Raw genomic sequence first — 25,145 nt, forward strand, 5'->3', positions numbered from 1 at the left:
GCAATTTGGCGGCTGACAAAGACCAAATGTGGGAGCCGTCGAGCTTCAGCGAGGCCGCGATAGCGGTGGGTCAGGCACCATAAATGTCGACTGTGCCGACGCCATCGCAGCCTCGCCGGGGCTCGACAGCTGCTACGGCTACGATGCCAGGGCCAGGCCACGCTCTTCCAGCAACTGCACAAAACTGTTCAGACTCTGCGACACCGTACCCCGGCGCCAGATCAGCCAGGTATTCAGAATCCGGAACGTATCGGTCAGCGGCCACACACTCACCGCCGTAAACCCCGGCATGCTCTCCAGCATGCTCCGCGGCATCAGCGCCAACCCGGCACCGGCACTCACACAGGCGAGCATCCCGTGGTACGACTCCATCTCGAAGATCTTCCCCGGCACCGCGCCATCCTGTGAAAACCAGCGCTCGAAGTGATGCCGGTACGAACAGTTCGAACGAAACGTGTAGATGCTCTCCCCGCTCACATCCCGCCCCCGGGTGATCGGCGCGTGATGCAACGGCGCAATCACCACCATCTCCTCCTCGAACACCGCCACGCCCTCCAGCGTCGCGTGCAACACCGGCCCATCGACAAACGCCGCTGCCAGCCGCCCCGACAACACACCCTCGATCATGGTCCCGGACGGCCCGGTGGTCAGGTCCAGCTCGACCTTGGCGTGCTTCTGGTTATACGCCGCGAGCAATGCCGGGATGCGCACCGCCGCCGTACTCTCCAGCGAGCCCAACGCAAACGCGCCCTGGGGCTCCTCCCCCGCCACCGTCGCCCGGGCCTCTTGCACCAGGTCAAGAATGCGCCGCGCATAGCCGAGAAAATTCCACCCGGCCGGCGATAACCGCAGCCGGCTCTTCTCGCGAATAAAAAGGTCCACGCCCAGGTCCTGCTCCAATTGCTTGATCCGCGTGGTCAGGTTCGACGGCACCCGATGGATCAGCTGCGCGGCGGCGCTGATGCTGCCTTGCTCGGCAACGGCTTTGAAAATTTCCAGCTGGACCAGATCCAAGTCATTCTCCAAACGTGAACGTATTGCTTAATATTATTCAGTTTCCGAAAAAGATACAGCCCCGTACGCTGGCCTCCATCCCATTCACTGCGCAGGACGGTGCCATGAACTCCATTTCCTCCCAGACCCACGCGTTGTCGATCAACCCCGCCAACGGTGAAACGGTCGCCAGCTACCCGTACGAAACCGAGGCGCAGCTGGATGCCGCCCTCACCCGCTCGATCAACGCCTTCCGCAACGGGCGCAATACCCCCGTCGCCCAGCGCGCCGAATTGCTGCTGGCCCTGGCCAGCACCCTGCGCGACCAGGCCGAAGAAATGGCCCAGATGATCACCCTGGAAATGGGTAAACCCATCGCCCAGGCCCGTGGCGAAATCGAAAAATGCGCGCAACTCGCCGAGTGGTACGCCGCCCACGGCCCAGCCATGCTGGCCCCGGAAGCCACCCTGGTGGACAACGGCACTGCCCAGATCGAATACCGCCCGCTGGGCCCGATCCTCGCTGTAATGCCGTGGAACTTCCCGGTGTGGCAAGTGCTGCGCGGCGCGGTGCCAACCATGCTCAGCGGCAACACCTACGTGCTCAAGCACGCGCCTAACGTGATGGGCAGCGCGTACCTGATGAAACAAGCCTTCCAGCGCGCCGGCTTCGCCGATGGCCTGTTCGAAGTGATCAATGTCACCCAGGACGGCGTATCCAAAGCCATCGCCGACCCGCGCATCGCCGCCGTGACCCTCACCGGCAGCGTGCGCGCCGGCATGGCCATCGGTTCCCAGGCCGGGGCCGCGCTGAAAAAATGCGTACTGGAGCTGGGCGGTTCCGACCCGTTCATCGTGCTCAACGACGCCAACCTCGACGAAGCCGTGCAAGCCGCCCTGATTGGCCGTTTCCAGAACTCCGGCCAGGTGTGCGCCGCCGCCAAGCGCCTGATCATCGAAGAAGGCGTAGTGGAAGCCTTCACCGCCAAATTCCTCGAAGCCAGCCGCAACCTGGTGATGGGCGACCCGACCGCCAGCGAAACCTACATCGGCCCGATGGCCCGCTTCGACCTGCGGGACGAACTCGACGGCCAGGTCCAGGCCACCCTGGCCGAAGGCGCCACCCTGCTGCTGGGCGGCAGCAAAGTCGAAGGCGCGGGCAACTACTACGCCCCCACCGTGCTGGCCAACGTCACCAACCAGATGACCTCGTTCAAACAGGAACTGTTCGGCCCGGTCGCCTCCATCATCACCGCCCGCGATGCGGAGCACGCCGTGGCCCTCGCCAACGACAGTGAGTTCGGCCTGACCGCCAGTGTGTTCACCACCGACCCAGAGAAGGCACGCAGCATCGCCAACCAACTGGAAACCGGCGGGATCTTTATCAACGCCTACAGCGTGTCCGATCCCCGGGTCTCGTTTGGTGGTGTGAAAAAGAGCGGCTTCGGGCGGGAGTTGTCGCACTTCGGTGTGCGGGAATTCTGCAACGCGCAGACCGTGTGGCTGAACCGCCGCTAAGGCAAGCGCTGCAAACGATGGCCCGCCCTGCGGGTCATCGTGCTGTCTGGTTCAGCACCGTCACGTAGGCACCGAACATATCCGCCATGGCGTCCGCATAGGCGGTTATTTGCGCCTCGGTGCGCGGGCTTCCCGAGAATTCCTTTGCCACCGAACTGAAGGTGGTGGCGATCAAATCGCAAGCCAAAGCGCGGGTGACTTCAGGCACCTGCGGCAGCAGCTCCAGCATGAACGCCTGGAAAATCTGTTGCCCTTCTGCGCGAACCTCATGGGCTTCGGGCGCATCACGGTACAGCGGCGCGGCGTCGCTCAGGGCGACCCGCATCTGCGCCTCCTCACATTCCGAACGAATAAACGCATGCACCAACGCCCGCAACCGCTCAAGGGCCGGCTGGCTTACGTCCTGCAGAATGCGGCTGAGCATCTGCGAGGTTTGCTGCCACTCATCCGTCTGCAGCCGAAACAGGATGGCCGCCTTGTTGGGAAAGTACTGGTACACCGACCCCACGCTGACACCGGCCTTTTCCGCGACCCGTGCGGTGGTGAAACGGCTGGCGCCTTCCTTGGCCAAAACCTGAATAGCCGCTTCGAGAATGGCCGTCACCAACCCGGTGGATCGCGCCTGTTTGGGCTCTTTACGTGAGGAAATCTGCGAGGTCTGGCGGTCGGTCATGGGGCCTTCCTGCTGCCGTTGGAATGCGAATAGCGAATGTGACGAATTGTTCGCATACTTTAAATGCGACGAATCATTCGCATACTAGCCCGGCGCCTCACGGCGCTCAACCTGCAGCAGGACACCCCCATGAATACGCTTACCTCGGCCCCGATGGCGGCCCTGATTGAACGGCTGTACACACAGGCCGATGCCGCCACCAGCCCCATCATCAACACAGTGACCCACGAAGAACGCGACCGCCTGATGCGCAGCAAGACCGACTACCTGGCACTCTACGGAATGCTGAAAGACCTGTGGTTGCCCGTCTCCCGCGACACCGGCACCCTGCTGTACATGCTCGCACGCAGCAGCAAAGCGCAGGCCATCGTCGAGTTCGGTACTTCGTTCGGCCTGTCCACCCTGCACCTGGCGGCCGCCCTGCGGGACAACGGCGGCGGCGCGCTGATCAGCAGCGAGTTCGAGCCCTCGAAGATCGCCCTCGCCCGGCAACACCTGGAACAAGGCGGCGTGAGCGACCTCGTGGAGATCCGCCAAGGCGATGCCCTGGTTACCCTGGCCACCGGCCTGCCCGACAGCGTCGACCTGCTGCTGCTCGACGGCGCCAAGGCGCTGTATGGCGACGTGTTGAACCTGGTGGAAAGCCGCCTCAAGCCCGGCGCGCTGATCATCGCCGACAACACCGACTACTGCCCCGACTACCTGGCCCGGGTGCGTTCGCCAGCAAACGGCTACCTGTCGGTGCCGATCGGTGACGACGTCGAGCTTTCCGTTCGCCTGGGCTGATGCCCGTCAGAGGATTCAACTCATGTCTGGATTGGTAAGCCCTGTGGTACTGAAATTACTGCCCATCACCCTGGCGGTGTTTGTCGGGTTCCTGATCATCGGCATGCAACTGCCGGTGCTGCCGCTGCACCTGCACAACACCTTGGGCATGGACACGCTGGTGGTGGGCGTGGTGATCGGTGCGCAGTTTGCCGGGGCATTGTTGTCGCGGTCCTGGGCCGGCAATTTTGCCGATATGCGCGGCCCCAAGCGCGCCATGCTCGTGGGCATGCTGGTGGCGGCCAGCTCCGGCTTGATCTACCTCGCGTCCCTGGCGTTTGTGGCGTCGCCGGTGGTCTCGGTGTGGGTGTTGCTCGCCGGGCGCGTGGTGCTGGCGCTGGGGGAAAGCCTGATCGTGACCGGCTCGATGGGCTGGGGTGTCGGGTTGGTGGGGCCGCAAAATACCGGCAAGGTCATGGCCTGGATCGGCATCGCAATCTACGCCGCGTTTGCCCTGGGCGCGCCCCTCGGGGTGGCGGTGAATAGCCAGTGGGGTTTCAGCGGGATCGCCGTCGGGACCATGGTGATTCCGCTGCTGGCACTGGCCATCGTCGCCGGAGCGCAAGGCGTTGCGCCCACCAGCCAGCGGCGCACCTCGTTTTTCAAGGTGCTGCGCTCGGTGTGGGTACCGGGGTTGGGCCTGGCTTTTGCAAGCGTCGGGTTTGGCGTGATTACCGCGTTTATCGCGCTGCTGTTTGCCACCAAGGCCTGGGGCAATGCGTCATTGGCGTTTACCTCCTTTGGTCTGGCGTTTATCGGCGCGCGGATTTTCTTCGGGCACCTGCCCGACAAGATCGGTGGTGCCAAGGTCGCGCTGGTGTGCGTGATAATCGAAGCCGCCGGGCAGCTGTTGATCTGGGGCGCAGACAGCGCCTTGACCGCCTACCTGGGCGCGGCGCTGACCGGTTTCGGCTACTCCCTGGCGTTTCCCGGCTTTGGGGTGGAGGCGATAAAGCGCGCGCCGCCCCAATCCCGCAGCCTGGCGATGGGTGCGTATGTGGCGTTCCTGGATATTTCGCTGGGGGTCAGCACCCCGCTGATCGGCGCCTTGGCCGGCATGGCCGGAGTGGCATCGGTGTACCTGGCGGGCGCAGTGGCCGTGGCGCTGTCGGTGATCGTGGCGCTGGCGTTGCTTTTCAAGGCGCCAGTGGCGGAGCACGAGGTTTATACTTCGCCACCTCGCCCTTAACCCACATCACCCGAGATTCCCGATGAGCCTTTCCCTGTCCACAACCCCAGCGCGCAAGCCGGTCGCGCCATTGCTGGCGTTTGCCATCCTGCTGTTCGGCGCCGTCTTCCTGCAAAACAGCGTCGGCTCGCGCCAGGTGCTGTTGCTGGTGGTCGGCGCCGCACTGGGCCTGACGCTGTACCACGCTGCCTTCGGCTTTACCTCGGCCTGGCGAGTGTTCATCACCGACCGGCGTGGCGCGGGCTTGCGTGCGCAGATGGTGATGCTGGCGATTGCCGTGGTGCTGTTCTTCCCCGCGCTGGGGGCCGGCACCCTGTTCGGCCAGCCCGTGGTCGGGCTGGTGGCACCGGCCGGGGTTTCGGTGGTGTTCGGGGCATTCATTTTCGGCATCGGCATGCAGCTGGGCGGCGGTTGTGCGTCCGGCACCCTGTTCACTGTGGGCGGTGGTAACGCGCGCATGCTGGTGACGCTGTTCTTCTTTATCTGTGGTTCGTTGATTGCGACTCACCACGTCGACTGGTGGTTCTCGCTGCCTTCGTTCCCGGCGGTTTCCATCGTCAAAAGCTTCGGCGTGGTGCCGGCCTTGCTGCTGAGCCTGGCCGTATTTGGCATCATCGCGGCAGTCACCGTGCGCCTGGAAAAAGGTCGTCACGGGCAACTCGAAGCCGGCGTCACCAGCGAACACCAGGGCCTGCGCCGCTTCCTGCGCGGGCCATGGCCATTGGTGTGGGGCGCAATTGGCCTGGCCCTGCTCAACTACGCCACCCTGGCACTGGCCGGGCGGCCATGGGGTATCACTTCGGCGTTCGCCCTGTGGGGCGCCAAGGTTGCCGGCGGGTTGGGCGTAGACGTAGGCAGCTGGGCGTTCTGGCAAATGCCGGGCAATGCCAAGGCCCTGGCGGCGCCGGTGTGGGAAGACGTCACCAGCGTGATGGACGTCGGCATCATCCTCGGTGCGCTGTTGGCTGCGGGATTGGCCGGGCGTTTCGCTCCAAGCCTGAAGATTCCGGCACGCTCGCTGTTCGCCGCGGTGATCGGTGGGTTGCTGCTGGGTTACGGCTCGCGACTGGCGTACGGCTGCAACATCGGCGCGTACTTCAGCGGGATTGCCTCGGGTAGCCTGCATGGCTGGGTGTGGTTGGTGGCGGCGTTTATCGGCAATAGCGTGGGCGTGCGGTTGCGGCCGTTCTTCTTTGCAGGTGAGCGTCCGCAGGTAGCGTTGAGCGGTTGCTGACTGATCGTTCCCACGCTCCGCGTGGGAATGCCGCCAGGGACGCTCTGCGTCCCGCTGTTGGTGACGCGGAGCGTCACGGTATGCATTCCCACGCAGAGCGTGGGAACGAGCAGCATCATCGGCTTTTTGAAATCACTCCGCTCATGTACTGATTCAAGTCGCGGAAGTCCTGAACTTTCCAGGTGAACGGTGACAACTTCACACCGTTCTCCCGCAACGTTCTGGGAATCAGGTCGCCATTTGGACGAAGAATGACGGACGACACGATAACGCCCGGATAATCACTCAAGCGTTTTTTGAAAGTAGCCGTTGTCAGGTCAGGCGTAGGCGGATTGCTTTTATTCGCCAAGGGTCCCGTGCCTTTGATATCCGCGCCGTGGCACATGGCGCAGCGCTGCAGATAAATGTTTTTACCGTTAGCGTTGTCCGCAAAGGACAGTGACGTTTGAACCAGCGATAAAATCCCCAGCGACGCGATGAACGACTTTCTTATTTTCATCTTTCCATGTGGCCTTGTTGTAAAAATCCAATATCAACCAACCGAGCGTAAACGACCCGTTATCCACTCGCGACTGTAAGCCAGCACGCGGCCCGACATCGCCGTCGGAAAATGAATAAACCCATGAGCCGCCTGCGGTAACAAAAACACTTCGGACCCCGCCCATCGCTCGGCCATCTGCAGCGTGTCGTCCAGCAACGGGTCCAGCTCCCCCACAAACATCAGCGCTGGCGGCAGCCCGGCAAGGTCGCCATACAACGGTGACAACGGCGGCTGCCGGCGCTGCTCGTCACTCAGGCCCGGCGTCAGCAAACGCAGCGCCTCCACCATGCCCGGCCCGTCCAGCAGCAGCGTTTCGCGTCCTGCCGTGCGCACGCTCGGCGTACCGGTCAAATCGTAGACGCCGTAATACAGCACCGCCCCGCTCACCCGCGCCAGCAATTCGGGCGATTGCTTCAGCGCCAGCAGCGTGGCCGCCGCCAGGTGCCCCCCGGCAGACTCGCCGACAACGATCACCGGCAGGCCGGCGAACTCCTCACAGTCCCCGAGCAACCAGCGCGCCGTGGCCAGACAGTCTTCCAGAATCCCTTCGACCGGTGTATTCACCGCCAGCCGGTAATCCACCGACACCACCGCCACCTCGCACGCATTCACCATGGCCACGTTGAGGTCGTCATTCATCTGCGCATTGCCGATCACCCAGCCGCCGCCATGGATATCCAGCACCACGCCCCTGGCCTTGCCCTTCGGCCGGATGATGCGCACCGGCACCGAGCCCACCCGCCGGCTTTCAGCCTGCAGGCCATGCTTGAGCAACTTGTTGCCGGCCACCATCTGACTGGAGCGCAACAGCGCCTGGATCACCCGGGGCGTCACGCGGTTGCGGATGCGAAAGCGCGGCATCCAGGCGAGCTTCTGGTTAAAGCGCTGCATTTGCGCCAGTTCATGTTCTTCAGCAGGCCACAGCGTGTGAGTTCCCAATTCGATATTCCCTCTATCTCTAAAAGAGATGTTCACCTTGGCCAGTGTGCGTGGGCATCATGGCAATGATGTTTCCGCTCTCTGCCCACGCCGCCAGGCTCAGCGGTTATTGCGCAGGATGGAGAAATTCAACGCAGCCGCAACGCTGAGCCACACCAGGTACGGGAACAGGATCAGCCCGGTGATCAAATCCAGCCGCACCGTCAGCAGCACCATGGCGGCCACTACCAGCCACAGCAGCGTGATGATCACCATCCCGGCGAAAATCCGGTGGGCACCGAAGAACACGGGCGTCCACAGGGTGTTGAGTGCGATCTGTGCGGCCCATAGAGCCAGCACGATTTCGCTGCCGGGAATCAGGGTCAAGCGATAGCCAGCCCAAGCCAGCAGCAGGTAGATGATGGTCCAGGCGACCGGGAACAGCCAGTTGGGAGGGGTGAAGCTGGGTTTGACCAGGGTGGCGTACCAGTCGCCCGGTTTGAAGATAATGCCGGTGCTCGCAGCAGCACCGCAGGCCAGAAGAAAAATAAACAACGTCACCATGATCGGTCCTTAGCTGAGAGCAGCTGCCTGGAGATGAAAGCCTTGACGGCGGTTTCAGGGTTGGACGCCCCACGCAGCAAAAAGTGTATTTTTCTTTGCTCCGTGCCCCGCCACAGATGCCCTAGCTGAACGCGATGTAAACAGGCTGCTGCTCCACCGCCGACTGCTCACAAGCACGGACCAGATCCCGTACACAATAAAGTCGCCAGCCCTTGCCCGCGCCCCACTTGGCAGCCACATCATCAAACGACGCCGCTTCATCCCGCGCGGCCCGCTCCCAATCATCGTGCCCGATATCGGCGATCAAGCGTGTTTGGTAGTCCTTCAAAAAGGGAAGCAAGCCCTGCGCATGATCAACCTCCAGCAGCACAACGTCAGCCGAGTCCAGTTGCTGCCTGGCCGCCTCGACCCAGTCCCGCGCCTGCAACGGCAGCGCGTCCAGCACCGCCTCAAAGGCCGATCCCGACTTGTCGCTGCCCTGAAACGAACCACACCCAATCTCGCCACCCGCCATGTCGCTCTCCTTGATAGTGATTCATACGCGCTGGGTTACTGCCGGCGACTACTTTTCCGGACAGGGATTGAACACTTCCGTCGCCGCCACCGCAGACACATACGGAATTTTCGTACCTGGAATGATCCCGACGGAGTAGGCATTTTTGCCGGTGTCACGCACATAGGTCTTGTCGGTGGTCAGATCGCCCGGCTGGTTCTCACCGAGCAGGTAATCCAGAAACTGGATTTTCACCGGCGTATTGAACTGCCCCTCGGCCGTCAGCGGAATTATCTGAGCAGCCCCCGCCCGAGTGAACGCGAAAAACGCCGCGGCGGCTTCACGGCTGCGGAAGGTTTTCACGCACAACACATCGCGGGTACGCAGCGTGATAAAGCGCTGATAACGACCACTGGAATAGGTGCTCAGAATCAAGCCATCGTCCACCAGAACGCCCAGCCCCTGAGTGGCACGGCACTGGCCATCGCCGCCATTCTCCGAGCCGTAGGGCAAGTAGCACCAGTTGGTCCGGCTCAGGGCCCGCACCGAACCGGGGGGAATCTGCAGGTCGTGCTCGATTTGCTGCCGGGCTTCGGGTGTTTGATACGGAATGCTGCAGCCGCTGAGGATCAGGGCCAGTAACACGTACAACAGGCGATAAGAGCGCATAGGTTTTCCATAACGGGCACGGCAGGTCGTTGCGCGGGTTGCCAGGGGGCCATTCCTTTGAAAGCTGCGCAGGTTTTGTCACATTCTACGACAAGTACCTCTTGGCGAAACTTTATGGAAATACAGATTTCGGAAACGTCCGACTGGCAATTGTTCGCGGCCACAGCCGAAGTGCTGGAGCACGGTTTGAACGGTGAATGGACCGTAAAGGCCGACGGGCTGGTGGTTGCATTTGCGGGATAAAGGAGACTTTGCGTAGGCCGTAGCACCTTGCTCCATTGCCTACGCTTACGTCAGAATCCGCCGGCTTGTGCACCTGGTTGGTCATCTCTAAGGTTGCTCGGTCGCTGAAAACTCAGTGATCGGGTTTAGTAGCCCTTAGTTGAATTGCGCTTAGTGCATGAGCTTCATCAATCAGACGTTCCTGTCTGTGCTTGATGGTGGCTGTGCGTAGGGCGCCTTCGGGCGCGCCGGCTTTGCGTAATTCCCCGGTCTACTAACCTGCGTGCAGCTGCCACCCTTTTCGTTTAGTAGCGAATGGGGTCAGCCCCAAGTCAGGAATTGCGTGAATGTTCAAAGTAACCCCGAATCCTCCGAAGAAACCGGATCTAAAACTCCACCAGGCTGCCCAGCGCGCCATTGATCACTACCTCAATCCCGGCACTGATGCCGAGAAAGCCCCAGAGGCAACCGCCCTCTTCAGCGTCACCTCCGGCGTCAGCAGCGAAATCCTGATCGCCAACAGCTATGAAACCGTTACCTCCGTCAGCGCCCTGCTGCTCGACCTGTCCGACGAACTGACCGGCAAAGACCGCGACGTGGCATTGGCCATACACCAACTGAGCGAATTGAGCGTACTGCTGATCGGCAAACTGATGGACCGCGAAACACCTCGGGCGTGAAGCCCAACGAGGTCCTGCGGGACTAGCCCTTCAACTCACCCAACCGATTACTCGCCGCGTCGTCGTATGCCACATACAACGACTCGGCGATTTGGCTTTTGATGGCCTTGGCGCTTTCCAGACCCAATACAAAACCTTCGGCCTTGCCGCCTGCGCGGTTCAGGTCTTCTTTGGTGTCAGCACCGGTGATGGCGTCGAGGAGTTTGATGGCCTGCGGGCCTACGCCTTTTGGGAGGCTGATTTGGTCGATGCTCATTGGGATACCTCGGATGAGGTGCGGGATGGGGTGATGCGGGGTGAAAAGGTCATGGGCGATACCTTGAGATTGAGGTCGGTAGCGCGTGGAACCACTGCCGGGGGGGCCATGGTAGACCGGTATGGGAATTAAAGGGCCGGTTTCGGCCAAAAGCAGCCGCTCGAAAGTGACCGCTTTCGACTCATCGTCGGCAAACCGATCCAGAACCGTTCATCCCTCTGGCTGCTGTTGGCTCTGAAGCCGCACTATCGACATCGTTGTTGCGTCGTACGACCAGGCGTATTGCCCTGACCGATGAGGATGAGTGGATGAGTGGGGTGAGCTTGAATGCCGCAGGTCTACACGGGTTCTAAATGTGGATAATTCGATGAAAACCCGTGAGAAATTCGCTGGATCTGAGCTAATCCTTTTTGAGGATCATTTTGGTACCAGGCCGAGTTCTGCGATGTCTCTTACATCATGAAAAGTGCTACATCTACTGAATCGTTCTGGTGTATGTGATCTCGTGGCTATAAGTAAACTTTTAGTGAGAGCTGACGGAGGGCGTGCGATAACTCACTCGAGCTTACATAACACCTCAAAGGGCCTCGAGTTATTGGGTTGTGCAGCATTATACGGGCGTAGGTTAATGAGATTTTATGAGCCTGCCGGCCCGCTTGTAACGCTACTGAACCTTTGGTGGCTCTGAAAAATAATAGTATGAAGCTACTTGTTTTTATAGTAAAAATTATTGCATGCGAGTCGATCGCTCTTCCATGTTTTAAAGCTTGTAATAATGTTTTGGTTGTTGAACTGTAGCTCCATTATGCATTCTGAACTTCGAGTTGATGACGAATAGGTTGGTGTGACTACTACTGCTCCCCCGGGGCCTGGGCCAAGAGTGTTAGAGCTGGTATTCACATTCCATGTATCAATATAATCCCACTTTGCTATCGACTGACCGTCAGGCGTTTTTGTAATTGACTGAGGTTTTCCATATTTTTTGAATGCATCATTTATATTGGAACCCTCTAGCTGGCTCTTGACTATCAAGTCGGGAACGGTTGGCACTCCGTTTGCCATTATTTCGCAACCTGACAGCAATATCCCGCCGGAGAGTATGATAAAGATGCGAGCGGCTTTTAAGTTTTTCATTGTTTCTCCAGGATCTGAGGTGTACAGGCTGACACTCCTATGGCTGCGCGCACCAAGTGTCGGACAATATATTGGGGTGGAATACGTCTGCGGCCTAAAAAATTAAAGCGCAAGTTGAGATTGTGAAAATAGATTTTTAAGGTTGTTTTTTTATCGATATATCGAGTCTGCTGAGGTTTAACTCGTCACCGAAAGTTTTTAACCAGTTCGGCAGCTAAACTGTTAATCGTCTTAAAAGCATTGTCCTTCGAAGCGGTATGACGTGCATCACCAAATCCTTGGAATTCAACATTAATGATATATGTCTTATCCACCCCAAGGTAATCAGCGCAGGTTTTCACATGTGGATCCAAGTGATTCATTTTTTCCCGGATTCCGCCGGGGTTAAAACCGAACTCTCCTCTTGAACTCAGGAACACCAACGTCTTGCCATGCATGATTGGCTGCACCGGAAAGTCACCTCGAGCCAGGTCGAAGGTGAAGGTTTTGCCTGCACGAATCACTTGGTCGAACCAAGCTTTGAGCGCGGCAGGCATGCCGTAATTGTGCATGGGACTACCGATGACAATCACGTCAGCCCTATCGATTTCCTCGATTAGCATGTCGGAAAGCTTAAGCTGCTCTACCTGATCAACGGTGAGCTGGCTTGGGGCTGTGAATACGGCTCCAAGCCAAGCGTCCGTAATAAATGGCGGCGGGTTAACACCGATATCGCGCACAATCACTTGAACAGCAGAGTCAACTTCTATCCAAGCTCGGACGAAGGCTTCAGAAAGGCTTCGGCTCAACGATCGATCACCACGATTGCTGACATCAATATGCAAAAGCGTTGTCATATTCCTTTACTCGCAAAGGCGATTATCATTAAAGACATATAGTTATGGGGAGGTCGCCATATATAGTGCGCGCTCATGTCTCGTCTTGAATACCAAGGGTGTACAGTGTTGAGGCGGCCTCTTGAATGGTTTTAATATCACCATGCCTATAATCATAATGGGTCGCATGAGATACAAATAAGTCGATATTTGGAATATCCAAAAACTCTTTGTCATGGAAACTTTTGCCAGGGATTTCTTGCGCTATATGGTTGGAAGCATTAAAGGCCCTGATGGCGTGGAGTCGTTATTTATGCTCTCATAGGGTCGCAAGCATTCAGATCATGAGAGGGAGTAATACGACACCACCCCGTTTTTTAGGTGGATGCTCAGGCGAGTGTTTTTCTGTTTCGGAGCAATATTATCGATCGCTGTGCTCTTCGTATTCAAAGCGTTTTCGTAGTCAGAGGTAGGCATACGGTTGGCAACGAGCCCCAACACTTTGCGCATGGATTCGTTCATCGTAGAGGAGGGATGGTAGTCCCATTGCTCGCCTCCGTCTGAAGATATCGACCGATCTCCCGGCTCACCGTAGAGTGCTGTCAATTCCTGGGCAGTGGTTTTACCAACGATGACATGGCTTTTTACGTAGGCCGAGTCAAATAATGATATATCCGGTCCCGGTTTGCCTTCTATTCCTGGAAGCGACAAATGGTTAACGCCATCCGCACATCCCGACAACAAAATAATAGTCGCCACAGCTCCGATGAGGCTTCGATTGAGCACTCGTTTTCCCATAACATTCTCCATTACTCAGGGTTTCAAACGAGAGCTGATTATAAAACGGCGCTGAAGGCCTGGAGGAAATGTTGTTGTCCCTACGTCTCAACTACTTGTCTGGGTGTCTCACTATTGCTTCATTTGGTCCAGTATGGTGCGCAGCGAAAATCCGGGCTGCCGGGCACTGTAGCTGGTATTTTCCTTAGGCGGGTTCGCAGCTGCCCATTCCCGGGCATCCTTCGGCGAATAACCAAACGCCTTCTTGAAGGTACGGCTGAAGTGTGCGTCACTTTTAAAGCCAAACTGGAACGCTAGTCCTGAAATTTTGTGCTGCGCTCTGTAATCACTTTGGATTATGAGCCTTGCCTTATTCAATCGCCTAAGCTGGATATATGCAGCAACTCCCTCATGCTGGGTGAATATTCGATAGAGCTGAGCTCTGGAGACCCCCAAGTGCCGGCATATGAACTCCGGCGACAGGGCAGGGTTTTGTAGGTGCTGTTCGACCAAATGCCTGGCGCGAGTGAGCAGTGTGCGATCAATCTCAGGTTCTGCGTTTTCAAGATTGACCATGGAGGGCGCTATTGCGGCGGACACCATAGCAAGCGTCGCCTCTTGCACATGAGGGATGTCGTCGTCGTCAAAGCTGGGCAAACGATGCCGCAAGGCACGCATATGGTCTGCAAGCAGGTTACTCATACCTCTTTGCAGTACTAGACCGTGAAGGTTCTTGTTGCCCAAACGACTAGTCAACATATCTCGCGGAATAGTAAGGATAATCGTATCTCCCGCCGTGATAACGCAGTCAAGCTCGCGTGCTAGGTCCAGCACATATACCTGCGTATACCCGGCCACCAGTGATGTTCGCCCGGCAGAACCATTGATCGAGTGGGAGAGTCCCAAACATATATAGTAGTGGTCCATGCCATCGCGGCGGATCATCTGCGCAGTGCGCTTGACCTTGTAGTGAACTGGCTCCCCAGTACCATTCCAAGTGCCGCAGCCCATCAGCAACGAACCCAGATAACGTGTCAGCAGGCGGTAGTTGAAAGCTGACGACTGCAGTTCACCGATGTTGATATCGAAGATTGCGTTGACTTCCTCCCTCCAGGCTTCAAACCGCTCTTGAGGTGAGTAGGGTTCGGTACTGAAGGAATAAAGGGAGTTCTGCACAAGAAGTACCATTTATAGTGGTCGGACATTCAAAAATGAAAAATTCACGTCTGAATCAGATTGGACTCTCCAGGCCGATTACGTATTTATTGCGTAACGCTGTTCAAATCCTATCGTGGCAGCAGATAGCTGAAGCCATGGCGGCCTTTTGTGTCGTAGAACACAGCCAAGTAATCGATATCGCAAAAGCGACGAGATCGCCATATTCACGCTACGGTCGTAGCATGACACAGGCATCAGTGGAGGGATCAATCACTTTGTTGACCTTCCGCTAATTAATCTATGCGGGTACCTAGCGTTGTGGCCACCTAATCTTGTGCTGGTGCATCTCGTCGTGAGCGGACTGCGCGCGATCCGCCTAACCAAGGTATATCTGAATCGCCCCGAGTTTCATAGGTGCTTTCGAGCCTCAGGGATACCAGCCCAGTCCCAGTGAGGCTGTCCGCGTTTGGCCGATTTCTGCCTGTCGTGAGGGGCAGCAAGCGGCCAGAGGAGGACGTCCAGCCAACCACTTTTCTTCAGGCAGAAGCTGCTGACAGGAAGACAGTCTTGAAAAGGATTTAAACTCGCCTGGCGGTGCCCCAGACGTCAACATACGGAATTAGATTCGTGCAGATTCATATTATCTACACCCGAACAGTCATGTTGCTCTCCAAGCATCCTTACCAATCATGGAGAGAAATTCAAAATCAGTACCCTGACTACATGACTTCGCTCGGCCCTTGGGAAGAAGATGCGGTCACCGAATACCTTGCGGATGAATACCCAGAGCTTTCCCCACATCCGCAAGAGCAAGTCAATGCGTTCATAGCAGATACTCAAGAGGCAAGAGTACTTACCTTTTCCACGTAAATCGTCTTAGCGACCATTCTCAGAAGCCCGCCCTCGACGTCTGCTTTGGGTCGGAAGCGGTCGGTCATGAGCGGCCGCTTCTGGCCGATTCTGTTGAAAAAGCCGTACTCGCTTAGCCAAGGTGACCGCCTGCATCAATGAATAGCTTGCGGAGTTTTTTTCGAGCCGCCTCTGAAAGACGCTGTGAATAGCGTTGAAACTCTTCTTCGGCTGTATCGGGCTTGCCGTTCATGGCCAATACAAACGCGTATGCAAGAGGATGTTGTATGTAGTTGTAGAAACCCAGGCCACCCGTCGACAAATGCTGCTTGACCCGCTCGAAAGCACCAGGCAGGTCGGCTATCGAACGAGCCTCGTCCCAAAACGATTCAGCTTTTGGAATGGCAGCCCGGAGGATATTGGGTGCGCTGGTTGCTATGGCATCAGGTCCGTAGCTGCATGAGATATCAAACGCTCGATCGCGCACATCGAAAGTCAGATCAGGTCGTGCTGATTTTGACGTCCTGTGCCATTTGATTTCATTGCCGGAAAGATGGGGAACGAAGTCCAGTGACAGAGCCCATGACGGCGCTAGCGCGCCGCCTTTCCACTGCTCAAGGCGAAAGAGTTGGCGAATGGGAGCATCGACGCTACGAAGCCAGGACAGCGGGCCCTGAACTTCGAATCCTAACGGCTGTAAAAGTGACTCTATGGTTGGCGAAACAATTTCGTGGATTTGATCTATTCGCACTATCTCGAACGTTTTTCCCTGCATCGGCGGCCCCATGCTCAAAAGTAATCCCACTTCGACAACTTCGGTCGTTGGTTCGACCTCAGATAATTGATGGAGTCTTCTTCATCCTCATTCGGGAATCAAGGCACACGAAACTTCTCTCGGCGAACTGTCTTTTACATCTGGCAGATAGTGAAAACGTGGTCTGACCCCTTTTCCGTTGTGGTCCTTGCGTAGAAATCACCCACCCCCTGCCTGGATAGCTCCCCGCCTTACCTGGCCCAAATCCTGCCTGCATCACTCCCACCCAGTCGCTACTGACTACGCGGACGACTCTTTTGAGCCCCGCCGCCCAATCCCCGCCCCCGATAATCAAGCATCCCCTTACCACCGCCGAGGCCTTCCCCCATGACGAGCCCATCCACCGAACAGGTCAGCCCCCAAACCCTGCGCAGAGTGATCATCGCCGCCGGTATCGGTAACTTCGTGGAGTGGTTCGACTTCGCCGTCTACGGCTTTCTCGCCACCACCATCGCCCAGCAATTCTTCCCCAGCGGTGACGCCAGCGCAGCGTTGCTCAAGACCTTTGCGGTGTTCGCGGTGGCCTTCGCCTTCCGGCCCCTGGGCGGGATTTTCTTTGGCATGCTCGGCGACCGGATCGGGCGCAAACGCACGCTGGCCATGACGATTTTGCTGATGGCGGGCGCCACCACGCTGATCGGCCTGCTGCCCACCTATGCCGCCATCGGTGTAGCGGCACCGATTCTGTTGTCGTTGATTCGCTGCGCCCAGGGCTTTTCCGCCGGGGGCGAATACGCCGGGGCCTGTGCCTATCTGATGGAGCACGCGCCCAGTGACAAGCGCGCCTGGTATGGCAGTTTTGTGCCGGTGTCGACGTTTTCTGCGTTCGCTGCGGCGGCCGTGGTGGCGTACGCACTGGAGGCTTCGCTGTCCGCCGAGGCGATGGGCAGCTGGGGCTGGCGCTTGCCGTTCCTTATCGCTGCGCCGCTGGGGCTGGTGGGGCTTTACCTGCGCTGGAAGCTGGATGAGACGCCGGCCTTCCAGGCGGTGAAGCAGGAGCACGCGGTCGCGCACTCTCCCCTCAGGGAAACCTTGCGCAACCATGGTGCGGCGATCTGTTGCCTGGGCGCTTTTGTGTCGCTCACGGCGTTGTCGTTTTATATGTTCACCACCTACTTCGCGACGTATCTGCAGGTGGCGGGTGGCTTGAGTCGGGCGGTGGCGTTGCTGGTGTCGCTGATTGCGCTGATTTTCGCGGCGGCGATCTGCCCGCTGGCAGGGTTGTATTCGGATCGGGTGGGGCGTCGGGTCACGGTGATGACGGCGTGTGTGTTGTTGATTGTGGTGGTGTACCCGTCGTTCCTGATGGCCAGTTCCGGGTCGTTCGCGGCATCGGTGGTAGGGGTGATGTTGCTGGCGGTGGGCGCGGTGCTGTGTGGAGTGGTGACGGCGGCGTTGTTGTCGGAGACCTTTCCGACACGCACTCGGTATACGGCTTCGGCGATTACCTACAACATGGCGTACACGATCTTTGGCGGTACGGCGCCGTTGGTGGCGACGTGGTTGATCAGTACCACGGGCAGCAACCTGTCGCCGGCGTTTTATCTGATTGCGGTGGCGGTGCTGGCGTTGGCGGGCGGGTTGGCGTTGCCGGAGACGTCGCGGATTTCGCTGCATGAGGTGGGCGTGGAGGAAAAAGGCGCAGCGCCGGTGTTGTCGCGTTAAAGTCGGCGGGTGTTCAAAAGTGCCGGAGACCCGAGCGATGCGTATTACCTGCCTGCATACCGCCGAGAGCAACATTGCCGTGTTTGACGCTGCCGCAGCAGCGCTGGGGATCAGGTCACGGGTTTTGCACCATGCAGTCCGGGCCGATCTTCTGGCAGCGGTCGAATGCGCGGGTAAGCTGACCGCAGGCATAGCCGAGGAAACGCAGCTGGCGCTGGTTGCCCTGGCTCAGCACTGCGATGCAGTGGTGCTCACCTGTTCGACCCTGGGCCCGGTGGTTGAACTTGCCGGTACTCACACCCCGGTGCCGATTTTGCGGGCAGATGAAGCGCTGGCATTCGCGGCGGTTCAAGCTGGCGGGAAGGTGGTGGTGTTGTGCGCTGTCGAAACCACACTCGAGCCGACTGCTCGCTTGTTTTACCAGATGGCCCAGCACACCGGGGCGTCGGTGGAGGTGCAACTGGTTCCGGGGGCATGGGCGATGTTCAAGGCGGGCGACCTGCACGGTTATCTCGCGACCATCGCCAAGGCTGCGGACCGTGCCTATGGGGATGGCGCGTCTATCGTGGCACTGGCGCAAGCGTCCATGAGCGAAGCCTCTTCGCTTGTAACGACGGGCCCTGCTCCACTCACCAGTGCATCGACGGGGCTGAGGGCTGCACTGAGTCGTGCCGAACGCGGGTATGATCCAGGCTAACCCGGCCCGACTGGACCCACGCTGATGCCCGCCTCCCACACCCGGCCTACTCCCGCACCACTCCTCAAGCCCGGCGAAACCGTGGTGCTGTTCGACGGTGTGTGCAAGCTGTGCAACGGCTGGGCGAGGTTCCTGATTCGCCACGACCACGACCAACGTGTGCGGTTGGCGGCCGTTCAGTCGCCCGAAGGTCAGGCGCTACTGGCCTGGGCCGGGTTGCCGCTGGATCAGTTCGACACCCTCGCCGTGATCCGCGACCGGCAGTATTGGGAGCGTTCGGAGGCGGTGTTTGAAATCATTGCGCAACTGCCTGCCCGCTGGCGCCCATTGCTGGTGCTGCGCGCCATCCCGCGCTTCCTTCGGGATTGGGCTTATGATCGCATCGCGCGTAATCGCTATCGGCTCTTCGGGAAATACGACACCTGCCTGTTGCCGGATCCGGATCATGCGCTGCGTTTTTTGAAGGAACAGCCATGAATACCTTGGTGCGCATCAACTGGATCGCCCGAGGCAGCCTGGCGTTCATGTTTGCCTACCATGGGCTGGTGCCGAAGCTGCTGTGGTTGAGCCGGGGCGAGCGGACAATGATCCAGGCTCACGGGATCCAGCAAGTGCAGGTGTTCGCCACGCTGGCGGGGGTTGGGGAAATTGTCCTGGCGCTATGGATACTGCTTTCACCACGCAGCGCCTGGCCGATTGCAGTGGCTGCGGCGGCGCTGGCGGGGCTGCTGGTGGATGTGGCGGTGTTCAGCCCGGCAATGCTCAGGGAGGCGTTCAATCCAGTGTCGCTGAATGTGGCGGGGTTGGCGTTGTGTGCAGTGGCTTGGAATACCAAGCCCTGAACGGGGGTTTATTTCAGCTCAATGGCGTCAAGCGCAGCTTCCAGCACTGATAACTCAACCACGCTGCCATCGCCCAAACGTGCGACAAGCCCCGCACAATCAATCACCACACACACGCCCTGCCCTGTTTTATCTCCCGGGAACCTGCGCAACTTGAGCTCCACTGTGGTCGGGTTTAGCCACACCGACTGATCCGCCGACCAACGAGCGTCCTCAAACTGAAAAACACAGCTCCCCTGCCACGTATCCACAATCCGCGGTGAACACACCCACTGCGTATTCCGCGCCTCCCAGGGCGTCACCTCGACCCGGTAGTGATCATCCGGTGAGGTGGATTGGATTTCGGTTTCACTCATTGGCAGTTCCTTTTATCAGCAACACAGCCCAATCTACTGCCACGGCGTGATCTTCGTCACCATGATCAGCACGATCACAAACATCCCCGAAAACCCGAAAACGCCCATCCAGAACCATTTCCGGTAAACGCTACGGTATCCCTCATCCAGCGCGCTGCCCGTCTCGGCCGCACTGAGCGCCATCTGCTGCAAACGCTTCTGCAGCACCAGCACCGGCAGCCAAAGCGCGCCCACGCACAGGAAGATGATCAGCGACGTCAGCACCCATTCAGTGGTCAACGGCAGCCCGGCTAGCTTGATCAGCAGAAAGCCGGTGATGATCTGGATAAAGCCCGCCGGCGTGGTAATCCAGGTATCAAACTGCACCACCATCCGCGCCACCTGGGCGATCACTTGCGGGTTGGCCGAACGGCTTGCGGCGATCAGGTACAGGTACGAGCCCATGCCGAAGCCGAACAGGAAAATCGCCGCGATGATGTGAATGTACTTCAGGCCCAGATAGAGCATGGGTCAGCCCTGCCCGTCAGAGAAATGCACGGCCAGGCTGAGGTTCGCCGGGTCGTTGATGGCAGCCATGTATTCGTCGACGGTGATTTCGCCAACGCACGGCCGCGCACCGGGTTCAGGCACGTAGCCTTGGGCGATTTTAAGGGCCAGGGCAACGGTGGCGCAGCTGGGAATTTCCGGGCCTTTGTCATTCAGGGCCGTCAGTTGCACCGCCAGGGACAGCGGCTGCCCTTCAGTGCCGAGGCCCATCACGTCGATGTACATCGCGCTTTTGCCATCGCCAAAGCGCTCGAACCAGGTGCCCAGCCGATGCAGGCGCGCGGCCCAGGCGACATGGTCACGCACGATTCCCGTGCGCAGCGCCTGGGCCAGCAGGTAGTTGGCGACACCACCCAGCTTGAGCCCCGCGCCAGCCTTGAAGCTCAACGTGTGGGCGCCATAGCGACTGGCGAAGATGTCCATGTCGGGCACGTCCACATTGGCCAACACCCGCGTGCCGAGCTTAGGCATCTTGCGCAGCGTCAGGTCCTGCCAGCCCAGCACTTCATGCACCTGGCCATGCCGGAGTTGCTTGATCGGTTTGCCCGCATAAGCCAGCACGCCTTCGACGGTGGACAGGCCCGGCATCTTGGCCGAGGAAGAAATGCCGTGCTCGATCGCGTCGATGCGGGTAAAGCGGTAGCGGTACTGATCGATGATGGCGGACGACAACGTCGGCACGGAGCTGCAACCACTGAGGATCGCCACGCATGCCTGCCGGGCTTGTGCATCCAGCACGCTCACGCCATTGACGAACGTGCGGCAGTCGGACAGGTCGCAGTAGTTCACGCCCGCGTCGATGCAACTCTGGGCGACCGCATAGGATTGCCCCTGGAACGGCCCGCCGGTGTGGATCACCAACTGGATGTTCATCGACCGCAACACGGACGCGAACCCGGAGCCCATGGCATCGCCGCACCAGCCTTCGCAGCCGGTGCCCGACTGGCTTTTCAGCTCATCCACTTTACGCTGCAACTTGTGTGGGTCGCGGCCGGAGATCACCAGTTCAATGCCCGGCGCCGCCACCAAATGCCGGCAAACGATGCTGCCGAAATTGCCGTAGCCACCGACCACCATCACCCTGAGTGTCATTCCATTTTTCCCTAAACTATCGATCATGCGCTGAGCCTGAGGCAGACTGCGGCTGAGGCGGCTAAAGATACCCGATTTGTTTAACCGCTTGAGCCAGGATCAACAGGGGGCGTCAAATAATGGAGCTATACACCGAGCGGCTTTACCTGCGGCAACTGGAAGCCGGCGATTGGGATTTATTCCTCGCGTTGCACACCGACCCGACGGTGATCCAGTACGTCTGCGACGCCCCGTCCGAAACCGAAACCCGCGAGAGATTTGAATCCCGGTTACCGCACTGGTTGCCAGGCTCCAGGCATTGGTTGTGCCTGGTCGTGTTCGACCGGCAAAGTGGTTGTGCCGTTGGGGTCACGGGATTGAAGCTGGAGCCGGATGAACAAGCGACGGCAGAAGTCGGCTACTTGTTCCTCAGCGGGCAACACGGGAAGGGTTACGGTGTTGAATCGCTGCGACGGGTTATGGATTATGCCCACGACATACTTGGGTTGAAGGTGCTGAAAGCTGTTGTGACCGAGGGTAATGCCGCTTCTTGCCGCCTGCTGGAGAAGTGCGGTTTCGTGTTTGAGCGGCGTGAGGGCGATGCTTATCAAATTAATGGGCAGTTTTTTGATGACCTGATCTACCGGCATCGGATGCATAGGCCTCTGAGTGATGGGGCGTTGCCAATTCTCTAAAGATGGACAGCGATCGGCCGAGAGCAGCAGGTCGTCATAGCTATGTAGAACCAGGTTGATAGCGAATCTTTCCGTGGTTAGTCTTGCGATGTTCTAAACACTCGAGAGCTAAGAAAACTACAGGGAGGTAGATTTAATGCGCCCCGTTGGCTTGTTTTTACCTATGCCTGAGTGGTCGCAGACCTAAATACATCATCTACTTGGCTATCAGGGACGGATTTATGGATCAAAGTATCGCGAAAAGCATTTCTAATCTTTTGTTTATCGCAGAAGGTAGAAGTAGATATAAGCTCGAGCAATCATATGCTTCAGGCGATTTGATTGATTTCCACCAATGGGCCGATGGCAAGCCGTGTGAAGGCGCCTTTCTATTCATAAACCAGCAGAGTGTTGGGATGTGGATAGTGCTTATAGATTGGAAAGTGAACGGCAACTTTTATGTTGTTATTTTCCCCGAATCTAGAGCTGGCCCCATAGCAGAGATACATAAGACCCAAGGCGAAGGGGACGAAGTTGTTTTGAGTTGGAAATACTCCCCAACCAAGCATGACAGTAGGAACTGGGAGAGAAAGCAATACTTCATAGAAGCATTTCTGTCAGATGTCGTCGCCATATCCATACCATCTGGACCGGAAGAGGTTGATGATTTTATTAACGAACTGTTCTCCCTCGCTAATAGTAGGCAAAAAGCGGACTCACTTGACCCAGACAAACCCAGTACGCGTGATGGTTTTCCAGAGGGAAAGATGAAGCAAACGCTGCACTTCTTGAGAGAGCGAAATACGGAACTTGTTCGACAAGCAAAGCTGCTTGCCTTGAAGACGTATGGTCGCCTGATATGCGAGTGCTGCGGGATGGACTTTCAAAGTGTATACGGTCGGATTGGTGCTGACTTTATTGAGGCGCATCACATCAAACCCATTAGCACGCTACACGAGGACGGGGAGAATACACAGGTTGAGGATCTAGCCATGGTGTGTTCCAACTGCCATAGGATGTTGCATCGGCGCAGACCATGGCTAGAAAGGCATGAACTGAAGCAACTGTTGGATGCGAGCCATCCGCTGCAGCTGCAAAACAGTGAATTCAAATGTTAGCCCATAATTGGAAACCTTCACCCCATATTCGGGCGGCTGGTTCACTTTAGACGCCAAATGAGGACATGTCTTCTAAATTGTAAAGTCGGGGTGATACCAACATTATTTTAGATGTGGTCTGCCCCCTAGTTTTCTCTACACTGATTTCAGACGCGTTTCACTATTGAGCGGAAACCCTATGACGAAGTCGAGACATGTAATCAGGTCTGCATCATTAACTTTTCGAGGTTTTGCTCTCACTCTTGAGGACGTAGAGTCCATCATTGGAGCTCCTTCTGGCCTCTCTGGAATCCGTGGAAAACCTGCCAAACACGGCGTCTCGACGTTGCTAAAACGGTCATTCGCCAGCTATGAGGTAAATTTTATTGAAGGCTGTCGGCTGGATGAAATGATCCCGAAACTTTTAGATAGCTTGGGTGGTGTCGATCATTTAAGTGAGGCTAAACAGAAGATCAATCCAGACTTCTTCGAGATCAATTTGGTACTGCCGGTCAAGTACTCCGAGGACCAGGAAGGCGGTTTTCTGCCTCCCTCTACGCTAGCTGCCATTGCTCGGTTAGGCGCCACTCTCTCATTCTCGTTTTTATGATCCCTATTTTTCTTATTGCCCACGATCACCGCGTCCTGTGTCGTAGCGTTTGGAATACGAGGCGCCCATCAGATAGAAGCACCCGCCCGCCACGATAAACGCCGCGAGCATGTAGAACATGAAATGCGCCGACTGCGTTGCCAGGGCAAACCCGCACAGCACCGGCCCCAGCGCACCGCCGAGGCTGGACAGGTTTTGCGCGCCGTAATACATGCCGCGCAGGTGCTCCGGTGCGATGCGGTCGATAAACATGTACTCGGCCGGGAACACGATGATTTCGCCCACGGTGAATATCGCCACGGCCAACGCCCAATGCAGCACGGTGGTGGACAGCGCAAAACCGACGACGCCCAGCAGAAACAGGCTGAAGCCCGCCGTCAGCCATTGATTCAGATGCTCGTTGGTAATGCGCTTGCCCACGATGTACTGCAGGCAGATCACCACGGTCGCATTGACCGCCACCACCGAGCTGATGACCCGGTAGGTAAATTCCGGCGTGCTTGTGGTCACCAGGTATTGCGAGATGTAGCCGGTGAACTGGCCGAACGCCACGGCGCTCAACGCGCCGCCCACCGTGAAGCAGACCAGGCGATAGTCCTTGAGCAGAATGCGCCCCACCGCGACGAACGACACCGGGGCATTGGCCGGGTCGGCGGAGCTGAGGCTCCTGTCGCCCCACACCATATAGGTCAGGAAGAAGCCCATGCCCAGGATCGCCGACACCAGGAACGGCAGTTTCATATCCATGTGCGCGAGCCCGGCGCCAATGAACGGCCCCACTGCGTAACCAATGTTGATCAGGGTGTAGCGCACCGAAAACACTTTGCCGCGTTCGGCTTCCGGCAGCAGTTTGCCAAACGCGGCCTTGACCACGATATCGATCACTGAATAGGCGAAGTTGAACGACACCAGAAACAGGAAAAACAGCCACAGGTGCGACGTGACGCACATGCCAATGAAGCCGACGGTGAAAAACCCCGTGAAGCTGAGGATCAATCGGTAGCTGGAGATTTTGTCAGTCAGGTAGCCGCCGTAAAGGCTCAGCAACGAACCGACGAGCATTGCACCGCCCACCACCAGGCCGATTTCGCTGATGCCCAACGTGAAGTTGGATGAAAGATAAATCACCATATACGGCAGGGTAATGGCGCGCCCCAGGGTCAGGAACAACGCAGACGACAGCAGCAGATTGACCGAAAACGGGTAGTGTCTGAAGGCAGCGAGCATCAGCGTCGGTTCCTGTTATTGGCAGTAGCAAAGGCTAAG

General features: G+C 57.9%; 31 protein-coding genes. 14 read left to right on the forward strand and 17 right to left on the reverse strand.

Features of this window, described 5'->3' with window-relative positions:
* Nucleotides 1-138: 138 nt before the first annotated feature.
* Nucleotides 139-1,014 (reverse strand): LysR family transcriptional regulator, encoded by an 876-nt coding sequence (locus HX818_RS30110; protein WP_003214475.1) that lies wholly within the window; start codon nt 1,012-1,014, stop codon nt 139-141.
* Between the two features lie 104 nt (nt 1,015-1,118).
* Here HX818_RS30110 and HX818_RS30115 point away from each other — a divergent pair, with 104 nt between their 5' ends.
* The gene (locus HX818_RS30115) at nt 1,119-2,510 is read left to right on the forward strand and encodes an aldehyde dehydrogenase family protein (RefSeq protein WP_177021290.1); all 1,392 of its coding nucleotides are present in this window, start codon (nt 1,119-1,121) and stop codon (nt 2,508-2,510) included.
* A 34-nt stretch (nt 2,511-2,544) separates the two neighbouring features.
* Here the strand turns inward: HX818_RS30115 and HX818_RS30120 are convergent, their stop codons facing one another.
* Nucleotides 2,545-3,183, reverse strand: a complete 639-nt coding sequence (locus HX818_RS30120) for a TetR family transcriptional regulator (RefSeq protein WP_177021291.1) — start codon at nt 3,181-3,183, stop codon at nt 2,545-2,547.
* Nucleotides 3,184-3,312: 129 nt separating this feature from the next.
* On the opposite strand from HX818_RS30120, the gene HX818_RS30125 reads away from it, so the two are divergent.
* Genes HX818_RS30125 through HX818_RS30135 form a run of 3 tightly spaced genes read left to right on the forward strand, consistent with a single transcriptional unit; the run spans nt 3,313 to nt 6,431 of the window.
* Nucleotides 3,313-3,969: an O-methyltransferase gene (locus tag HX818_RS30125; RefSeq protein ID WP_102368514.1), complete on the forward strand. Its 657-nt coding sequence runs from the start codon at nt 3,313-3,315 to the stop codon at nt 3,967-3,969.
* Between the two features lie 22 nt (nt 3,970-3,991).
* Nucleotides 3,992-5,197 carry an arabinose transporter gene (locus tag HX818_RS30130; protein WP_177021292.1) on the forward strand — a complete coding sequence of 402 codons (1,206 nt, stop codon included), beginning with the start codon at nt 3,992-3,994 and terminating at the stop codon, nt 5,195-5,197.
* Nucleotides 5,198-5,219: 22 nt separating this feature from the next.
* Nucleotides 5,220-6,431 (forward strand): YeeE/YedE family protein, encoded by a 1,212-nt coding sequence (locus tag HX818_RS30135; RefSeq protein WP_177009663.1) that lies wholly within the window; start codon nt 5,220-5,222, stop codon nt 6,429-6,431.
* A 115-nt stretch (nt 6,432-6,546) separates the two neighbouring features.
* On the opposite strand, the gene HX818_RS30140 is transcribed toward HX818_RS30135, so the two are convergent.
* From HX818_RS30140 to HX818_RS30160, 5 genes are all read right to left on the reverse strand, one after another.
* Nucleotides 6,547-6,930 carry a cytochrome c gene (locus HX818_RS30140; protein WP_008438795.1) on the reverse strand — a complete coding sequence of 128 codons (384 nt, stop codon included), beginning with the start codon at nt 6,928-6,930 and terminating at the stop codon, nt 6,547-6,549.
* Nucleotides 6,931-6,963: 33 nt separating this feature from the next.
* Entirely contained in the window at nt 6,964-7,863 is a 900-nt protein-coding gene (locus tag HX818_RS30145; protein WP_177021322.1) for an alpha/beta hydrolase, read from the reverse strand.
* 147 nt (nt 7,864-8,010) lie between these two features.
* On the reverse strand, nt 8,011-8,451 hold the full coding sequence (locus HX818_RS30150) for a TspO/MBR family protein (RefSeq protein WP_076016149.1): 441 nt from the start codon (nt 8,449-8,451) through the stop codon (nt 8,011-8,013).
* Between the two features lie 124 nt (nt 8,452-8,575).
* Nucleotides 8,576-8,968 (reverse strand): hypothetical protein, encoded by a 393-nt coding sequence (locus HX818_RS30155; protein ID WP_008438809.1) that lies wholly within the window; start codon nt 8,966-8,968, stop codon nt 8,576-8,578.
* A gap of 48 nt (nt 8,969-9,016) precedes the next feature.
* Nucleotides 9,017-9,616: a hypothetical protein gene (locus tag HX818_RS30160; RefSeq protein ID WP_177021293.1), complete on the reverse strand. Its 600-nt coding sequence runs from the start codon at nt 9,614-9,616 to the stop codon at nt 9,017-9,019.
* A 114-nt stretch (nt 9,617-9,730) separates the two neighbouring features.
* On the opposite strand from HX818_RS30160, the gene HX818_RS31360 reads away from it, so the two are divergent.
* Both HX818_RS31360 and HX818_RS30165 read left to right on the forward strand, forming a co-directional pair.
* The gene (locus tag HX818_RS31360) at nt 9,731-9,859 is read left to right on the forward strand and encodes a hypothetical protein (RefSeq protein ID WP_256346389.1); all 129 of its coding nucleotides are present in this window, start codon (nt 9,731-9,733) and stop codon (nt 9,857-9,859) included.
* A gap of 326 nt (nt 9,860-10,185) precedes the next feature.
* Nucleotides 10,186-10,518: a DUF6124 family protein gene (locus tag HX818_RS30165; RefSeq protein WP_177021294.1), complete on the forward strand. Its 333-nt coding sequence runs from the start codon at nt 10,186-10,188 to the stop codon at nt 10,516-10,518.
* Between the two features lie 22 nt (nt 10,519-10,540).
* On the opposite strand, the gene HX818_RS30170 is transcribed toward HX818_RS30165, so the two are convergent.
* From HX818_RS30170 to HX818_RS30190, 5 genes are all read right to left on the reverse strand, one after another.
* Complete coding sequence (locus HX818_RS30170) at nt 10,541-10,774, reverse strand: hypothetical protein (protein ID WP_003214497.1); 234 nt, start codon at nt 10,772-10,774, stop codon at nt 10,541-10,543.
* A gap of 705 nt (nt 10,775-11,479) precedes the next feature.
* Nucleotides 11,480-11,908, reverse strand: a complete 429-nt coding sequence (locus tag HX818_RS30175; protein WP_177021295.1) for a hypothetical protein — start codon at nt 11,906-11,908, stop codon at nt 11,480-11,482.
* A 185-nt stretch (nt 11,909-12,093) separates the two neighbouring features.
* A complete protein-coding gene (locus HX818_RS30180; protein ID WP_177021296.1) occupies nt 12,094-12,744 on the reverse strand; it encodes an FMN-dependent NADH-azoreductase in 651 nt (216 codons plus the stop codon).
* A gap of 321 nt (nt 12,745-13,065) precedes the next feature.
* Complete coding sequence (locus HX818_RS30185; protein WP_218173958.1) at nt 13,066-13,521, reverse strand: hypothetical protein; 456 nt, start codon at nt 13,519-13,521, stop codon at nt 13,066-13,068.
* Between the two features lie 111 nt (nt 13,522-13,632).
* On the reverse strand, nt 13,633-14,676 hold the full coding sequence (locus tag HX818_RS30190) for a helix-turn-helix domain-containing protein (RefSeq protein WP_371315758.1): 1,044 nt from the start codon (nt 14,674-14,676) through the stop codon (nt 13,633-13,635).
* A 609-nt stretch (nt 14,677-15,285) separates the two neighbouring features.
* Here HX818_RS30190 and HX818_RS30195 point away from each other — a divergent pair.
* A complete protein-coding gene (locus HX818_RS30195) occupies nt 15,286-15,528 on the forward strand; it encodes a hypothetical protein (protein WP_177021298.1) in 243 nt (80 codons plus the stop codon).
* A 112-nt stretch (nt 15,529-15,640) separates the two neighbouring features.
* Here HX818_RS30195 and HX818_RS30200 read toward each other — a convergent pair whose 3' ends face one another.
* A complete protein-coding gene (locus HX818_RS30200; protein ID WP_256344133.1) occupies nt 15,641-16,282 on the reverse strand; it encodes a hypothetical protein in 642 nt (213 codons plus the stop codon).
* Nucleotides 16,283-16,648: 366 nt separating this feature from the next.
* On the opposite strand from HX818_RS30200, the gene HX818_RS30205 reads away from it, so the two are divergent.
* The 4 genes from HX818_RS30205 to HX818_RS30220 are packed head-to-tail and all read left to right on the forward strand — an operon-like array spanning nt 16,649 to nt 19,525.
* On the forward strand, nt 16,649-17,986 hold the full coding sequence (locus HX818_RS30205; protein ID WP_177009656.1) for an MFS transporter: 1,338 nt from the start codon (nt 16,649-16,651) through the stop codon (nt 17,984-17,986).
* Nucleotides 17,987-18,023: 37 nt separating this feature from the next.
* Nucleotides 18,024-18,683: an aspartate/glutamate racemase family protein gene (locus HX818_RS30210; protein WP_102368498.1), complete on the forward strand. Its 660-nt coding sequence runs from the start codon at nt 18,024-18,026 to the stop codon at nt 18,681-18,683.
* Nucleotides 18,684-18,707: 24 nt separating this feature from the next.
* Entirely contained in the window at nt 18,708-19,160 is a 453-nt protein-coding gene (locus HX818_RS30215; RefSeq protein WP_177021299.1) for a thiol-disulfide oxidoreductase DCC family protein, read from the forward strand.
* Nucleotides 19,157-19,525, forward strand: coding sequence for a DoxX-like family protein (locus HX818_RS30220; protein WP_177021300.1), 369 nt, complete (start codon nt 19,157-19,159; stop codon nt 19,523-19,525). Before HX818_RS30215 ends, HX818_RS30220 begins: the two co-directional genes overlap by 4 nt.
* Before the next feature lie 8 nt (nt 19,526-19,533).
* On the opposite strand, the gene HX818_RS30225 is transcribed toward HX818_RS30220, so the two are convergent.
* Genes HX818_RS30225 through HX818_RS30235 form a run of 3 tightly spaced genes read right to left on the reverse strand, consistent with a single transcriptional unit; the run spans nt 19,534 to nt 21,519 of the window.
* A complete protein-coding gene (locus HX818_RS30225; RefSeq protein ID WP_177021301.1) occupies nt 19,534-19,881 on the reverse strand; it encodes a hypothetical protein in 348 nt (115 codons plus the stop codon).
* A gap of 33 nt (nt 19,882-19,914) precedes the next feature.
* Entirely contained in the window at nt 19,915-20,388 is a 474-nt protein-coding gene (locus HX818_RS30230) for a DUF2269 domain-containing protein (RefSeq protein ID WP_177021302.1), read from the reverse strand.
* Nucleotides 20,389-20,391: 3 nt separating this feature from the next.
* The gene (locus HX818_RS30235) at nt 20,392-21,519 is read right to left on the reverse strand and encodes a saccharopine dehydrogenase NADP-binding domain-containing protein (protein ID WP_177021303.1); all 1,128 of its coding nucleotides are present in this window, start codon (nt 21,517-21,519) and stop codon (nt 20,392-20,394) included.
* Between the two features lie 119 nt (nt 21,520-21,638).
* Between HX818_RS30235 and HX818_RS30240 the strand changes: the two genes are divergently transcribed.
* The 3 genes from HX818_RS30240 (at nt 21,639) to HX818_RS30250 (ending at nt 23,879) form a co-directional block, all read left to right on the forward strand.
* The gene (locus HX818_RS30240; RefSeq protein ID WP_218173956.1) at nt 21,639-22,193 is read left to right on the forward strand and encodes a GNAT family N-acetyltransferase; all 555 of its coding nucleotides are present in this window, start codon (nt 21,639-21,641) and stop codon (nt 22,191-22,193) included.
* 221 nt (nt 22,194-22,414) lie between these two features.
* Nucleotides 22,415-23,290: an HNH endonuclease gene (locus HX818_RS30245; protein ID WP_177021304.1), complete on the forward strand. Its 876-nt coding sequence runs from the start codon at nt 22,415-22,417 to the stop codon at nt 23,288-23,290.
* 178 nt (nt 23,291-23,468) lie between these two features.
* Nucleotides 23,469-23,879 (forward strand): hypothetical protein, encoded by a 411-nt coding sequence (locus HX818_RS30250; protein WP_177021305.1) that lies wholly within the window; start codon nt 23,469-23,471, stop codon nt 23,877-23,879.
* Between the two features lie 12 nt (nt 23,880-23,891).
* On the opposite strand, the gene HX818_RS30255 is transcribed toward HX818_RS30250, so the two are convergent.
* Nucleotides 23,892-25,106: an MFS transporter gene (locus HX818_RS30255; protein ID WP_177021306.1), complete on the reverse strand. Its 1,215-nt coding sequence runs from the start codon at nt 25,104-25,106 to the stop codon at nt 23,892-23,894.
* Between the last annotated feature and the right edge of the window lie 39 nt (nt 25,107-25,145).

Source organism: Pseudomonas sp. F9001, assembly GCF_013385435.1.
Classification (GTDB): Bacteria; Pseudomonadota; Gammaproteobacteria; order Pseudomonadales; family Pseudomonadaceae; genus Aquipseudomonas.